22 protein-coding genes are annotated in these 13,217 nt (G+C 40.0%); 1 reads left to right on the top strand and 21 read right to left on the bottom strand.

Annotation, left to right across the window (positions count from 1 at the left end; translation table 11 throughout):
- Positions 1-3: 3 nt before the first annotated feature.
- The 21 genes from rpmD to DNK85_RS03945 form a co-directional block, all read right to left on the bottom strand.
- The gene (rpmD, locus tag DNK85_RS03845; protein WP_119328256.1) at positions 4-189 is read right to left on the bottom strand and encodes a 50S ribosomal protein L30; all 186 of its coding nucleotides are present in this window, start codon (positions 187-189) and stop codon (positions 4-6) included.
- A 5-nt stretch (positions 190-194) separates the two neighbouring features.
- Positions 195-695 carry a 30S ribosomal protein S5 gene (rpsE, locus tag DNK85_RS03850; protein ID WP_117001397.1) on the bottom strand — a complete coding sequence of 167 codons (501 nt, stop codon included), beginning with the start codon at positions 693-695 and terminating at the stop codon, positions 195-197.
- 16 nt (positions 696-711) lie between these two features.
- Entirely contained in the window at positions 712-1,065 is a 354-nt protein-coding gene (gene rplR / locus DNK85_RS03855; protein ID WP_119328257.1) for a 50S ribosomal protein L18, read from the bottom strand.
- Positions 1,066-1,078: 13 nt separating this feature from the next.
- Entirely contained in the window at positions 1,079-1,615 is a 537-nt protein-coding gene (gene rplF, locus DNK85_RS03860; RefSeq protein ID WP_119328258.1) for a 50S ribosomal protein L6, read from the bottom strand.
- 16 nt (positions 1,616-1,631) lie between these two features.
- Entirely contained in the window at positions 1,632-2,024 is a 393-nt protein-coding gene (rpsH, locus tag DNK85_RS03865; RefSeq protein ID WP_119328259.1) for a 30S ribosomal protein S8, read from the bottom strand.
- Positions 2,025-2,041: 17 nt separating this feature from the next.
- Positions 2,042-2,347, bottom strand: a complete 306-nt coding sequence (gene rpsN / locus DNK85_RS03870; RefSeq protein ID WP_119328260.1) for a 30S ribosomal protein S14 — start codon at positions 2,345-2,347, stop codon at positions 2,042-2,044.
- 14 nt (positions 2,348-2,361) lie between these two features.
- Positions 2,362-2,901, bottom strand: a complete 540-nt coding sequence (rplE, locus tag DNK85_RS03875; RefSeq protein WP_119328261.1) for a 50S ribosomal protein L5 — start codon at positions 2,899-2,901, stop codon at positions 2,362-2,364.
- Positions 2,902-2,911: 10 nt separating this feature from the next.
- Positions 2,912-3,235 (bottom strand): 50S ribosomal protein L24, encoded by a 324-nt coding sequence (rplX, locus tag DNK85_RS03880; protein WP_119328262.1) that lies wholly within the window; start codon positions 3,233-3,235, stop codon positions 2,912-2,914.
- An 18-nt stretch (positions 3,236-3,253) separates the two neighbouring features.
- Positions 3,254-3,622: a 50S ribosomal protein L14 gene (rplN, locus tag DNK85_RS03885; RefSeq protein WP_117001404.1), complete on the bottom strand. Its 369-nt coding sequence runs from the start codon at positions 3,620-3,622 to the stop codon at positions 3,254-3,256.
- 142 nt (positions 3,623-3,764) lie between these two features.
- A complete protein-coding gene (rpsQ, locus tag DNK85_RS03890) occupies positions 3,765-4,016 on the bottom strand; it encodes a 30S ribosomal protein S17 (RefSeq protein ID WP_117001405.1) in 252 nt (83 codons plus the stop codon).
- A 2-nt stretch (positions 4,017-4,018) separates the two neighbouring features.
- Entirely contained in the window at positions 4,019-4,228 is a 210-nt protein-coding gene (gene rpmC, locus DNK85_RS03895) for a 50S ribosomal protein L29 (RefSeq protein ID WP_119328263.1), read from the bottom strand.
- Positions 4,228-4,641, bottom strand: a complete 414-nt coding sequence (rplP, locus tag DNK85_RS03900) for a 50S ribosomal protein L16 (protein WP_119328264.1) — start codon at positions 4,639-4,641, stop codon at positions 4,228-4,230. Before rplP ends, rpmC begins: the two co-directional genes overlap by 1 nt.
- Positions 4,641-5,342: a 30S ribosomal protein S3 gene (gene rpsC / locus DNK85_RS03905; RefSeq protein WP_119328265.1), complete on the bottom strand. Its 702-nt coding sequence runs from the start codon at positions 5,340-5,342 to the stop codon at positions 4,641-4,643. Before rpsC ends, rplP begins: the two co-directional genes overlap by 1 nt.
- 10 nt (positions 5,343-5,352) lie before the next feature.
- A complete protein-coding gene (gene rplV / locus DNK85_RS03910) occupies positions 5,353-5,688 on the bottom strand; it encodes a 50S ribosomal protein L22 (protein ID WP_119328266.1) in 336 nt (111 codons plus the stop codon).
- A 12-nt stretch (positions 5,689-5,700) separates the two neighbouring features.
- Complete coding sequence (gene rpsS, locus DNK85_RS03915; protein ID WP_117001410.1) at positions 5,701-5,979, bottom strand: 30S ribosomal protein S19; 279 nt, start codon at positions 5,977-5,979, stop codon at positions 5,701-5,703.
- A 16-nt stretch (positions 5,980-5,995) separates the two neighbouring features.
- Positions 5,996-6,820 carry a 50S ribosomal protein L2 gene (gene rplB / locus DNK85_RS03920; RefSeq protein WP_119328267.1) on the bottom strand — a complete coding sequence of 275 codons (825 nt, stop codon included), beginning with the start codon at positions 6,818-6,820 and terminating at the stop codon, positions 5,996-5,998.
- 17 nt (positions 6,821-6,837) lie between these two features.
- On the bottom strand, positions 6,838-7,134 hold the full coding sequence (gene rplW, locus DNK85_RS03925; RefSeq protein WP_119328268.1) for a 50S ribosomal protein L23: 297 nt from the start codon (positions 7,132-7,134) through the stop codon (positions 6,838-6,840).
- Positions 7,131-7,754, bottom strand: a complete 624-nt coding sequence (gene rplD / locus DNK85_RS03930; RefSeq protein ID WP_119328269.1) for a 50S ribosomal protein L4 — start codon at positions 7,752-7,754, stop codon at positions 7,131-7,133. Before rplD ends, rplW begins: the two co-directional genes overlap by 4 nt.
- A gap of 14 nt (positions 7,755-7,768) precedes the next feature.
- Complete coding sequence (gene rplC, locus DNK85_RS03935) at positions 7,769-8,413, bottom strand: 50S ribosomal protein L3 (RefSeq protein ID WP_119328270.1); 645 nt, start codon at positions 8,411-8,413, stop codon at positions 7,769-7,771.
- Positions 8,414-9,117: 704 nt separating this feature from the next.
- Positions 9,118-10,644, bottom strand: coding sequence for an NAD(P)H-hydrate dehydratase (locus DNK85_RS03940; protein WP_162896513.1), 1,527 nt, complete (start codon positions 10,642-10,644; stop codon positions 9,118-9,120).
- A gap of 11 nt (positions 10,645-10,655) precedes the next feature.
- Entirely contained in the window at positions 10,656-11,579 is a 924-nt protein-coding gene (locus DNK85_RS03945; protein WP_119328272.1) for a hypothetical protein, read from the bottom strand.
- Between the two features lie 295 nt (positions 11,580-11,874).
- Here DNK85_RS03945 and DNK85_RS03950 point away from each other — a divergent pair, with 295 nt between their 5' ends.
- The gene (locus DNK85_RS03950; protein ID WP_119328273.1) at positions 11,875-13,191 is read left to right on the top strand and encodes an MFS transporter; all 1,317 of its coding nucleotides are present in this window, start codon (positions 11,875-11,877) and stop codon (positions 13,189-13,191) included.
- Positions 13,192-13,217 lie beyond the last annotated feature (26 nt).

Raw genomic sequence — 13,217 nt, forward strand, 5'->3', positions numbered from 1 at the left:
AAATTACCCCTCTATCTTCACCATGTAGTTGATCTTATTTGCCATGCCACGATTAGCAGGCGTATCAATCACTTCTACACTCTGGCGAATTTTACGTAATCCTAGGCCACTTGCACACGCTTTATGTGACTCTTGGCGGCCAATCAGGCTTTTTGTCAACGTTACTTTAAAAGTCTTATTATCAGTCATCGTACTTATCCTTGAATTGCTTCAACGCTCAAGCCACGCTTCTCTGCAATCTCTTCTGGAGATTTAAGGTTGCTTAAACCATTGATAGTTGCACGAACAACGTTGATTGGGTTAGTTGAACCATAAGTCTTAGCTAATACGTTATGAACACCTACCACTTCAAATACTGCACGCATCGCACCACCGGCAATAATACCTGTACCTTGTGATGCTGGCTGCATGAATACTTTAGACGCGCCATGGTTAGCGGTTGTTGGATACCATAAAGTATCACCATTTAAGTTAACCGTTTCCATATTGCGACGTGCGTTTTCCATTGCTTTTTGAATTGCCACAGGTACTTCACGAGATTTACCTCTACCAATACCGACTCGACCATTTCCATCACCAACAACAACTAAAGCAGCAAAGCTCATGATTCTGCCACCTTTAACTGTTTTGGCATGTCTTTTTACGCTGACTAACTTCTCGATCAAGCCGTCAGTTTTTTGCATATTATCTGCCATTATCAGTCGCCTTTAATTAAAATTTCAAACCATTTTCTCTAGCTGAATCAGCTAGTGCTTTTACGCGGCCGTGATACTTAAAGCCAGAACGGTCAAAAGCAACCTGTTCAACACCTTTCTCAACAGCGCGCTGTGCAATCACTCTACCAACAACTACAGCCGCAGCAGCGTTACCAGTGTAAGTGCAATCGCTTTTCACAGCTTGCTCAAGTGTTGAAGCTTGCGCTAAAACTTGAGCACCATCGCCAGAAATAATTTGAGCATACATATGCTTAGGTGTTCTATGTATGCATAAACGAACTTGATTTAGCTCTTTAAGTTTAATGCGTGTACGCTTTGCACGACGTAAACGAGCAATTTTCTTATCCATAGTTCTAACTCACTTATTTTTTCTTAGCTTCTTTGGTGATTACTCTTTCATCCGCATAACGCACCCCTTTTCCTTTGTAGGATTCAGGTTCACGATAAGAACGGATATCTGCTGCAACTTTACCAAGTAGCTCTTTATTCGCACTCTTCAAAACAATTTCAGTTTGTGAAGGTGTTTCAGCTGTTACACCTTGTGGTAACGCATGATCAACCGGATGAGAGAAACCAAGTGTTAGGTTTACACTGTTGCCTTGCGCTTTAGCACGATAACCGACACCAACCAACTGTAGCTTTTTCTCAAAGCCTTGACTAACACCAACAACCATATTGCTAATCACAGCACGTGCAGTACCTGATTGCATGTTTGCCATTTTAGACTCATCGTTTGGTTTAACATTGATGATCTTATCTGCAACTTCAATCGTTACTGCATTATTAATTTTTTTAACTAGTTCGCCTTTGGTACCCTTCACGGTAACAAGATTATCATTTGCTACTGTAACTGTGACACCGCTAGGAATAGCAACAGGCTTTTTACCAACTCTAGACATCAAAAATCTCCTGTTTTTATGCTACGTAGCAAATTATTTCACCACCAACGCCTTCTGAACGCGCTTTTCTGTCGCTCATTAGACCTTTAGAAGTTGAAACCACAGCCACACCAAAGCCGCCATGAACTTTAGGAAGTTCAGCTGCTGTTTTGTAAATACGAAGACCAGGGCGACTTACACGCTTGAGCATTTCAATCACAGGTTGCCCTTGGTGATATTTAAGCTCAACGCTCAACGTACCGTTATTTTCTTCAGAAACATTAAGGCTCTTGATATAACCTTCTTCAACTAGAAGCTCAGCAATTGCTTTTTTCTTCTTAGATAAAGGCATAGAAACACTTGTCTTATGCGCAGACAAACCGTTTCTAATTCTTGTTAGCATATCTGCAATAGGATCTTGCATACTCATAAAATTTAATCCTTCTATTACCAGCTAGCTTTTTTCAAGCCAGGAACATCACCAACCATTGCGTGCTCACGCAACTTATTACGGCACAAACCAAACTTCTTGTAAACAGCATGCGGTCTACCGGTAATACGGCAGCGCGTTTGTAAACGTGAAGGCGATGAATTCACTGGAAGTTTTTGCAATTTAATTTGCGCATCCCACTTTTGATCATCAGTGGCATCTGGACTGAGAATAACTGCTTTAAGCTCAGCTCTTTTTTGAGCATATTTTGCAACTAATCTTTGTCTTTTTAATTCTCTTTGGATCATTCCAAGTTTTGCCATTGTAAGGTTACTCCTTAAGATTTCAGTGGGAAGTTAAACGCTGTCAATAATGCTTTACCGTGTTCATTACTCTTAGCCGTTGTTGTAATCGTGATATCTAACCCGCGAATACTATCAACTTTATCGTAATCAATCTCTGGAAAAGCGATCTGCTCACGCATACCCATACTGTAATTACCACGTCCATCAAATGACTTAGGATTTAAACCACGGAAATCGCGGACACGTGGAATTGCAATCGATACTAAACGATCTAAGAATTCATACATACGCTCGCCACGCAAAGTTACCTTTGCACCAATTGGCCAACCATCACGAATCTTAAAGCCAGCGATAGATTTTTTAGTTTTAGTAATCACAGCTTTTTGACCTGCGATCGCCTCTAAATCTCTTACCGCGTGCTCTAACGCTTTTTTATCTTTTGCAGCTTCACCAACACCCATATTAAGCGTGATTTTAGTAATGCGTGGAATTTCCATCACATTAGCTACACCTAGCGCATCTTTAAGCTGTGGAACTACTTTTTCTTGATAGAAAGCTTTTAGCCTTGCCATATTTTACTACCTATAGATCTACTAATTCGCCATTTGACTTGAAATAGCGAACTTTTTTATTACCATCTTCTACAAACTTAACGCCAACACGGTCAGCTTTCTTTGTAGCAGGGTTATATAAAGCAACATTAGACGCGTGAATAGATGCTTCTTTCTCGATAATGCCACCCTCAACCCCTTTATTTGGGTTAGGCTTTACATGTTTCTTGACAAGATTAATACCTTCCACCACTACGCGATTCTCTTCAGAAAGCACAGTGACTATTGTTCCTTTACGACCTTTATCTTTACCAGCGATAATTACAACTTCATCGCCTTTCTTCAGTCTATTCATTCTCTGTTATACTCCAACTTATAACACTTCAGGGGCAAGTGAAACAATCTTCATAAATTGTTCACTACGTAGCTCACGTGTCACAGGACCGAATATACGCGTACCAATAGGTTGGTTGTTGTTATTCAAAAGAACAACAGCATTACCATCAAAGCGCAAAACAGAACCATCGCGACGACGAACACCTTTCGCTGTTCTAACCACAACTGCACTGTATACGCTTCCTTTTTTTACCTTACCGCGTGGGTTCGCTTCCTTAACAGAAACTTTGATCACATCACCAACACTTGCATATCTACGATGAGAACCACCCAACACTTTGATACATTCTACCCTACGAGCGCCACTATTATCAGCAACTTGAAGTTCAGTTTGCATCTGAATCATTTTATATACCTCACTTAGGTCAATTTCTAAATAGTGGCGTCAAAAGACGCACCATTATAACAACAAAAATTAAAATTGCAATTTGACAATTTGCGCAGGGGAAAGTCTCCTCTACACAGGCTGTTTTATCATTACATTTTTATTATTTTGCACGCTCTACGATTGAAACCAAACGCCACTTTTTAGTTTTTGAGTAAGGTCTTGTTTCAGTGATTTCAACCGTATCACCTTCGTTGCACTCGTTTGCTTCATCATGCGCATGGTACTTAGTCGATTTTGTTACGAACTTACCATATAACGGATGCTTAACCTTACGATCTACAACGACTGTGATCGTTTTATCCATCTTGTCACTTGTTACTTTACCAAGTAACGTTCTTATTTTATCACTCATCTTTAGTTACCCACTTTTTGTTTTTCAGACAAAACCGTATTAATGCGAGCAATATCACGACGAATGTTTTTAAACATATGATTCTGTGTTAATTGCCCAGTCCCTTTTTGCATACGCAAGTTAAACTGTTCTTTCAACAAATCAATCTTATGCGCTTTCAACTCTTCAGCTGATTTTGCTTTTAATTCTTTTATTTTTTCACTAGCTTTCATTACATCACCGTTTTTTCTGCGAATGTAGTTGCAAAAGGAAGCTTAGCTGCAGCACGCGCAAAAGCGGCTCTAGCCATTTCTTCACTCACACCTTGGATTTCATAAAGCATCTTGCCTGGCTTGATTTGTGCTACCCAGTACTCAACATTACCTTTACCTTTACCCATACGAACTTCTAATGGCTTCTCAGTAATTGGCTTGTCTGGGAAAACGCGAATCCATACTTTACCACCACGACGAATGTGACGGTTAATCGCACGACGCCCTGCTTCGATTTGGCGCGCTGTCAAGCGACCACGACTAGTCGCTTGCAAACCAAACTCACCAAAACTGACTTTATTGCCACGCAAAGCAAGACCACGGTTACGTAATTTTTGCTGTTTACGGAATTTAGTACGCTTAGGCTGTAACATTATTTAGCCCCTCTTCTTTTTGCTTTCTTTGGTGCCTTGTCTTCAGTCATTGCATCAATTTTACGCTCTTGACCAGGAAGAACTTCACCTTTGAATATCCATACTTTAACACCTAGGATACCGTAAGTTGTTAAAGCTTCAGATGTTGCATAATCAATATCAGCACGGAAAGTATGAAGCGGAATACGACCTTCTTTTGCCCATTCAGTACGTGCGATTTCCGCACCACCTAAACGACCAGCGATCGATACTTTAATCCCTTCAGCACCCATCTTCATAGCGGTTTGGATCGCACGCTTCATCGCACGGCGGAACATAACACGCTTTTCTAATTGTTGTGCGATACCATCAGCAACCAATTGAGCATCTAACTCAGGCTTACGGATTTCTTCGATATTAACCTGGACAGGAACGCCCATTTTCTTCGTCAATTCGTTGCGCAACACTTCAACATCTTCACCTTTCTTACCAATTACGATACCAGGACGCGCAGTGAAAATAGTCACTTTAGCGTTTTGTGCTGGACGTTCGATCTTGATCTTACTCACTGAAGCATTGGCTAGTTTTTTATGAAGATAGTTACGCACTTCAATATCGGAGTTTAACTTATCTGCATAATCTTTTGCATCTGCATACCATACTGAACGCCAGTCTTTAATAAAACCTAGGCGTATACCGGTAGGATGAACCTTCTGACCCATTTAGTGCCCCTTAATTTTTTTCTGCCACTTTCACAGTAACGTGAGAAGTGCGTTTTAAAATACGATTACCACGACCTTTAGCGCGAGCTTCAAAACGTTTCATGGTTGAACCTTCATCAACGTGAACTGTAGAAACATACAGCTCGTCAATATCCAATCCATCGTTATGCTCAGCGTTAGCGATAGCCGACGTTAAGACACCTTTGATCAATTCAGCAGCTTTTTTATTGCTAAAAGAAAGAAGGTTTAACGCTCTTTCAACTGGCAAACCACGAATTTGGTCAGCGACCAAACGTGCTTTTTGAGCTGAAATTCGCGCATGTTTTAATTTAGCTTGAACTTCCATTGAAAACCTCAATTATTTTTTCTTAGCTTTTTTATCTGCTGCATGACCACGATAGTTACGTGTCACAGCAAACTCGCCTAACTTATGTCCAATCATGTTTTCAGTTACTAGAACTGGAACATGTTGATGACCATTATGCACAGCGATTGTTAAACCAATCATATCTGGCACAATCATAGATCTTCTAGACCAAGTTTTAATTGGCTTTTTTGAATTAGACTCTTGCGCATCAAACACTTTCTTTAATAGGTGATGATCTACAAAAGGTCCTTTCTTTAATGAACGAGCCACAGTATTCTCCCTTTAATTATTTACGTCTTTGTACAATTAGCTTGTTAGAACGCTTATTTGTACGTGTTTTCTTACCTTTAGTCTTCACACCCCAAGGCGTTACAGGGTGACGGCCACCAGAAGTACGACCTTCACCACCACCATGCGGGTGATCAACTGGGTTCATCGCAACACCACGTACAGTAGGACGAATACCACGCCAACGATTAGCACCTGCTTTACCGATTGATCTTAAGTTGTGCTCAGAATTAGAAACTGTTCCAACCACTGCGCGACAACTCAATAATACTTTACGCATCTCACCTGAACGCAAGCGCACGATCGCATAAGCATTATCCTTACCAACGATTTGAACTGAAGTTCCAGCAGAACGCGCCATTTGCGCACCTTTACCAGGCTTTAATTCAACGTTATGAACAACCGTACCAAGCGGGATGTTACGGATCGGCATACAGTTACCTGGCTTAATTGAGACATGCTCACCAGAGATAACTTCCATACCAGCCGTTAATCCTTTTGGCGCAATCATGTATCTTCTTTCACCATCCTTATACAACAATAATGCGATATTTGCTGTACGATTTGGATCATACTCGATACGTTCAACTTTAGCAGGAATTCCATCTTTAACACGTTTAAAGTCAATAACACGGTAATTTTGCTTGTGACCGCCACCTTGATGACGAACAGTAATACGACCTTGGTTGTTACGACCTGCGTTTTTAGACTTACTCTCAACTAATCCAGCAAAAGGTCTACCTTTGTGAAGCTCAGGGTTTTGGATCTGAACAACAAAGCGACGACCAGGAGAGGTTGGTTTTGCTTTAACTATTTTCATTATCTATCCTCACCGCTAACTTATTCAGCACCAATAAAATTGATGTCATGACCTTCTTGAAGTCTAATATAAGCTTTCTTCCAGTCTTTAGTTCTACCTTCAATACGACCAAAACGGCGCGCCTTACCTTTAACGTTGACAGTTTTCACATCTTCAACTTGCACTTCAAAAAGCATCTCAACTGCTTTTTTAATTTCTTTTTTAGTTGCATCCGTTGCGACTTTGAACACAACATAAGAAGAGCGCTCAGCGACTTCATATGCTTTGTTTGTCACATGTGGGCTTAGCAACACTTTAAGCAATCTTTCTTGATTCATACTAAACGCTCCTCAACTTGCTTAACTGCTTCTTGAGTCATAATTACTTTGTCAAAGCACATTAACGCAACAGGATTGATTTCATGCGAATCAACAACAGCTACATTCTTAATGTTTCTTGAAGCAAGGTATAGCTCTTCAGTAAACTCTTCAGGGCTTACAACAATCAAAGCTTCTTTGACATCTAACTGCTTTAATAACTGGACGAATTCTTTTGTTTTTGGTGTTTCAAGCTTAAAGCCTTCAACTGCTAACAAGCGATCACTTCTTAACAATTCAGATAAAATAGACTGAATCGCCGCGCGATACATTTTGCGGTTAACTTTTTGCTCATAGCTTCTTGGCTTAGCAGCAAATGTCACACCACCTTTGCGCCAGATCGGAGAGCGAATAGTACCAGCACGCGCACGTCCTGTTCCTTTTTGTCTCCAAGGTTTCGCACCGCCGCCTGATACTTCAGAGCGTGTTTTTTGTGCTTTTGTCCCTTGACGCGCACCAGCCATGTAAGCCACAACGACTTGATGAACTAAGCTTTCATTATAGTCTTTAGAGAATACGCTATCTGCCACATTCAGTACGCCAGTGTTTTCACCAGCCAATGTTTTAATATTTAAATCCACGTGCACTCTCCCTCTTAAGCTTTAACTTTGATAGCAGGTGTTACGATAACATCACCGCCTGTTGCGCCAGGAATGCCGCCTTTTAATAACAACAGACCGTTTTCAACATCTACTTTAACAACTTCAAGAGTTTGCATAGTGGTTTGAACATTACCCATATGACCGGCCATTTTCTTATTCTTGAAAACACGACCAGGTGTCTGGTTTTGACCTGTTGAACCATGTACACGATGTGAAACAGAGTTACCATGAGACATGTCTTGCGTTCTGAAATTATGACGCTTAACACCACCTTGGAAACCTTTACCTTTAGAAGTACCTGTTACATCTACTTTTTGACCAGCTTCGAACATTGAGACATCAACTGTTTTACCAGCTTCATATTCTGCAACTTGTTCTGCATTTAGACGAAACTCCCATAAGCCACGACCTGGTTCAACATTTGCCTTAGCAAAATGACCAGCTTCCGCTTTGTTTATACGAGAGCGCTTTTTGAGACCTGTTGTTACCTGAATAGAGCTATATCCATCTGTATCAACTGTTTTTACTTGTGTTACCGTATTTGGCTCCACATGAACAACTGTTACAGGGATAGATGTTCCATCTTCAGTAAAGACACGAGTCATGCCGCATTTGCGACCTACGATACCTAAAGACATCTTTTATCCTCATTTTATTATTATTTACTTCCACGATTACAATTGACCGTGAAACACTTAATTTCACTGCTTTTGCAGTTTTAACCAAAACGCCACCTTTATCTATCAAGGCGATACTGCTTCGGCAATTTTTCACGACCTAAGCCGTAAAACTTTCATCCACTCAAGAGCGAACTACTTTAACTTTTCTCCAAAAACACTTTAAAGAAAACTTAAAACAACTTGCAAATAAGACGCTAAAACCCGCCTAAAATAAACATTTCCCACCACATCAGCGCACACCAAAGCCGCCTGATCACAAGAAAATGGTAGCGCATTCTAACGCATACTGGTTTAAACTTCAACAGCGTGATTGCAATTAGTTTGTTGGCGGGTTGAATCAAATTATAAGGTTACCGAAATTAGACTATATGACTGCTTCAATATAAACCACATAATCCTTAGTTCAGCTTAGCGTATTAACTCAAACTATAAAAATCCCCAGGTCGGTTTAGCGTATTAACTCGAACTATAAAATTCCTTAGTCAAGTTTGAAGCGCTAACTCTGACTATAAAAACCCATAGTCCAATTTGGCGCGCTAATTTGGACTATATAATTCCTTGATCCAATTTAACACCTTAACTTGGATTATAAAAATCTTTAGTTCGTTTTAGCGCATTAACTCGGACTACAAAATTCCTTAGTTAAATTTGAATCGCCAAATTTAACTATAAAAATTCTTGGTTAAATTTATCACCTCAATAATCTCATTCAGGATCATCGACGCCATAAACCCATGCGTGCCATGCTTTGCGACATAGTTTTCAGCCGCCATACCCTGTAGCAATAGAGCAAATAGCGCTGAAGATTGCATACACTTTAGTTGCGCCGCTAATCCTGCAATCACACCAGTTAATATATCGCCTGATCCCGCGGTAGCGAGAATATTAGTACCATAAGGGTTTAAATACATATCACCATTACTATACAACAAACTACCACAGCCCTTGAGCAAGACGGATACACCGTATTTTTCCGCCAGCGATTTTGTTATTTGAACGCGATGCTCACGAATATATTCAACTTCAATACCAAGCAGCCTTGAAGCTTCGCCCTCATGTGGCGTTATTAGACGCTGGGAACTAAAGTCACACTGAATGCGATCGTTTAAAAAATCCAAAGCACCCGCATCCACCACCATTGGTTTATTAATATGCAAAATACTCGGCAAGACAGCCTTTGACCACGCTTGATTAATCGACATACCACACCCTACTGCAATCACATCAAACTTATCTACTTGTTTTAAAAACTCCTCTGCTGAATGCAATTTATGGCACATAATCTCAGGATGAACAGCACTTAGTGCATTACTACTATTTTGCGGATGGGTAAAAAGGCTAACCCGACCTGCACCAATTTTTAATGCTGCATAGGCAGACATCACTGCCGCACCAAACATCCCCTCATCACCAGCGATAATTGCTAAATGCCCTTTTTCGCTTTTATTGATCGTTTTAGCCCGCGGCAGCAAGTATTGATAATCTGGCAAATCCTTTTTATCCAGAAGCCTAGCCACAGGTTTTTCATCAAGCTCAAGCTGAACATTTTCCCAATCAACAAGTGGGGCGAATATCAACTCCCCTACATAATCAGGAGCCGCTCCGGTATATAGCCCTATCTTTTTGCAGATAAAACTTATTGTTTTATTAGCAACTATCGCCACTTTAAATACTTTGCCCGTCGTTGCACAAATGCCTGATGGAATATCAACGCTTAGGGTGTTTTTACTATGAATATTAATCGTGTCTATAACTGCTGCAAAAAGGCCCTCAACATCTCGGTTAAGACCCGTACCCAATATTGCATCAATAACGATATCCGCCAGAGATATTGAGCTAACAAATGATTCATCAACAACATCTAGTTTCGTAACAACAACACCAATTGCTTGGGCATGCACAAGCATATATTGACTATCTTTGGAAAGTGCTTGAGATGCACTACATAAGTAAACGTCCACACTCAAACCAGACATATGGCAAAGGGCTGCAATCATTAAACCGTCACCGGCATTGTTACCAGCACCACAGACAACGACAATACGCTTGCAATCGTACTTTTGCACTTTGGCAAAGCAAGCAAAAGCCGCTTTTGACATTAAATCCAAACTATTGACGTCCAGTTTGTTGATAATTAGCTTATCAATTATTTGTGATTGCTCTGCAGTGTAAAGCTCAGATTCAAACATAAAAAACATCCTTATACTGAAAACACCGTAATATAATCAACAATTTTTGGATAATGTTTCTGGCAAAACGCTAATAAATCTTTCTTTGTTGGCTGTACTGCGATAATTGTTTCACGGTATGCACCATAGTGCATTTTAGGCAAAGCCTGATTGGCTTTAAGATTTTTCTTATGATTTTTTATATATTTAGCCGTGTATTCTTTTTCAAACACTGCCCTTTCATTATGCTTTTCAGCATATCCCAATGCCTTATGCGGAAACTCACCCTGATCCAATGCCTCTTTAATATAGTGCGCTATAACATCTTTAATTGAGGCTGTTTTTGGTGGGTTAGCCAAATCATCACCTGTTGTATATTTAGAGTAAATACCATCTATGGCTTTGATCTGATTATATTCATTTGTAAAGCTACGGCGCATGTTGGAGCCAAAATAAATACTATTAGTACTAATAAATCCATCATAAATAACATGCTCCAAAAAAGGCAACAGTATGAAGCTCGCCTGATAAGGCAAGCTATGCTTCGGGAAAAAGTCCTCCAAGCTATGACTAATTCCTTTAATACCATACAGTCTAGTACCCCTACCGGTACCTTTATTTGCAACTGGTGTTGCCATAACAACCGAGTACTCACGTAAATGCTTCATTAGAAAGCCATCAACCGCTAACTTACCTCGCCATTGTCGTATAATATTTAGGTCTTCTTCCTTAAACTCATATAGATTTTTATCACAGAACTCTTCTATATTAGCCGCCGCATACAACTTATCTCTTATCGCAGGAATAACGCCCTGTAACTCATCACGACCTAAATCTTGAAAATCATCGACGGATTTTAATCTAGAATTAATAGCATATTTCTTGTTGGTGAAATGCATTAAAGATCGGTGAAGTTTAAAAAAGTATTCCGCTTCATGTGGTAAAAGTTGACTCATTGCCGTTGCCCTTATTTTTTGCCTTTATTGTATTTGCTCAATTTAAATCCCGTAGTAATCATAGAAAAAATCCGTTAAACCCAAACTTCCCCTCACCCGTGCAGCTTAAGCCACACGACCTCTCCCGCAAGGGGAGAGGTAAAAAATAGCTCTACTTATTTCTCAGTTAGTTACATACTATACCTCTCACTTTAGGCAATGCCTATTAAAAAACTGACAAATCCAGACACTTTACTTTTAATTTTCAGTCAAATCGTTAATATATTTTCACCTCTAGTTAACCCTTTTAACATATATGGCAATTCATAAAATCAAAGGTTATGTTATTTTCGTTGTGGTGCTTAGCGCCTTTTTGCTACTTTATAAGTATATTATGCAAGTTTTTCCAGGACTTATTGCCAATGACATTATGTCTTCTTTTAGCATCTCTCCTGCTGAAGCAGGATCATTAGTCGCCATTACCTTTTGGACAATTGTCATCACCCAACTATTCTCAGGCGTAATTTTAGATAAGTTTGGTTTTCGCATCATTAGTTCACTGTCACTCGTGAGTTCAGCGGTAGGTCTTCTTGTGTTTATTTATGGGGCCAATCACGGTGATTTATGGCTTGGATATCTCGGGCGCATTATGATTGGGATTGGGATTTCCTTTGCTACAGTTAGCTATATTAAAGCGGTTTCTGTATGGTTCTCCCCTCGGCACTTTGCCTTTGTTTCAAGCTTTCTAGCCAGTGCAGCAATGCTTGGTGCGATTATTGGACAAGCGCCACTATCTTACTTAATCTCACACACTGGTTCCTGGCAAAAAGCATTGAGCATTTGTGCGATTATTGGACTTATTGGCGCGCTTTTGTACTTCCTAATCATGCGTGATCATAACCCCAAGCAAAAAGAAATCTCTACTAAAGATAGTAGTCTTGAGTGGACATCGATTAAAACAGTACTTTTCAATCGCAATAATTGGTTATTAACCCTTTATACAGGCTTAAGCTTCACGGCAATTGATGCCTTTGCCGGACTTTGGGGTAATAATTATTTTCGTGAACAATATGGCATATCAACTGAGCATGCCGCTGGAATGATTTCGATGATTTTTCTTGGCATGGCTATTGGTTCACCGATTATCGGCAAAATGTCAGAATACTATAACACCAAACGCTTAATGCTTGGATTTCATGTTATTGCCACCATTAGTCTCGCCATTGTCCTGACAATGAAAACCACGCCACTAACTGCCTCTATCTGCTTGTTTATCTTTGGCTTTGCACTGGGGATTTATATGCTGAGCTTCGCCATCGGTAGACGCATCAACCCTATTGTTGTGACTGCTACCGTTGCAGCATTAATCAACACCGGCGAGCCAATATTTGGTGCGATTTTTGACCCCCTTATTGGCTATTTTCTTGAGCTTACCTGGCAAGGTAACTACATCAATAGCACCGGGCAAATTGTTCAATATACGCAAGGCTTGGCGCCTGCTAATGCTGTTAAGCACTTTGACGTCTCCTCTTACCATATGGCATTCTCCATTTTAACACTCAGTATGATGCTTGCTTTTATCTTATTGTGCTTTGTCAAAGATAATAACAAAGAACAAAGTGATGATGTTTAATAAAAGTATTTTCTGACTCGTTATTT

It is taken from the genome of Cysteiniphilum halobium, assembly GCF_003574425.1.
Classification (GTDB): domain Bacteria; phylum Pseudomonadota; class Gammaproteobacteria; order Francisellales; family Francisellaceae; genus Caedibacter; species Caedibacter halobius.

Coding starts and splice junctions, on each gene's coding strand:
- rplW (WP_119328268.1), bottom strand. CDS start 7,134: ATGAATCAAGAAAGATTGCTTAAAGTGTTGCTAAGCCCACATGTGACA.
- rpmC (WP_119328263.1), bottom strand. CDS start 4,228: ATGAAAGCTAGTGAAAAAATAAAAGAATTAAAAGCAAAATCAGCTGAA.
- rpmD (WP_119328256.1), bottom strand. CDS start 189: ATGACTGATAATAAGACTTTTAAAGTAACGTTGACAAAAAGCCTGATT.
- rplV (WP_119328266.1), bottom strand. CDS start 5,688: ATGGAAGTTCAAGCTAAATTAAAACATGCGCGAATTTCAGCTCAAAAA.
- rpsC (WP_119328265.1), bottom strand. CDS start 5,342: ATGGGTCAGAAGGTTCATCCTACCGGTATACGCCTAGGTTTTATTAAA.
- rpsQ (WP_117001405.1), bottom strand. CDS start 4,016: ATGAGTGATAAAATAAGAACGTTACTTGGTAAAGTAACAAGTGACAAG.
- rplC (WP_119328270.1), bottom strand. CDS start 8,413: ATGTCTTTAGGTATCGTAGGTCGCAAATGCGGCATGACTCGTGTCTTT.
- rpsH (WP_119328259.1), bottom strand. CDS start 2,024: ATGAGTATGCAAGATCCTATTGCAGATATGCTAACAAGAATTAGAAAC.
- rplR (WP_119328257.1), bottom strand. CDS start 1,065: ATGGATAAGAAAATTGCTCGTTTACGTCGTGCAAAGCGTACACGCATT.
- rpsN (WP_119328260.1), bottom strand. CDS start 2,347: ATGGCAAAACTTGGAATGATCCAAAGAGAATTAAAAAGACAAAGATTA.
- rplE (WP_119328261.1), bottom strand. CDS start 2,901: ATGGCAAGGCTAAAAGCTTTCTATCAAGAAAAAGTAGTTCCACAGCTT.
- rplP (WP_119328264.1), bottom strand. CDS start 4,641: ATGTTACAGCCTAAGCGTACTAAATTCCGTAAACAGCAAAAATTACGT.
- rpsE (WP_117001397.1), bottom strand. CDS start 695: ATGGCAGATAATATGCAAAAAACTGACGGCTTGATCGAGAAGTTAGTC.
- DNK85_RS03940 (WP_162896513.1), bottom strand. CDS start 10,644: ATGTTTGAATCTGAGCTTTACACTGCAGAGCAATCACAAATAATTGAT.
- rplN (WP_117001404.1), bottom strand. CDS start 3,622: ATGATTCAGATGCAAACTGAACTTCAAGTTGCTGATAATAGTGGCGCT.
- rplF (WP_119328258.1), bottom strand. CDS start 1,615: ATGTCTAGAGTTGGTAAAAAGCCTGTTGCTATTCCTAGCGGTGTCACA.
- DNK85_RS03945 (WP_119328272.1), bottom strand. CDS start 11,579: ATGAGTCAACTTTTACCACATGAAGCGGAATACTTTTTTAAACTTCAC.
- DNK85_RS03950 (WP_119328273.1), top strand. CDS start 11,875: ATGGCAATTCATAAAATCAAAGGTTATGTTATTTTCGTTGTGGTGCTT.
- rplX (WP_119328262.1), bottom strand. CDS start 3,235: ATGAATAGACTGAAGAAAGGCGATGAAGTTGTAATTATCGCTGGTAAA.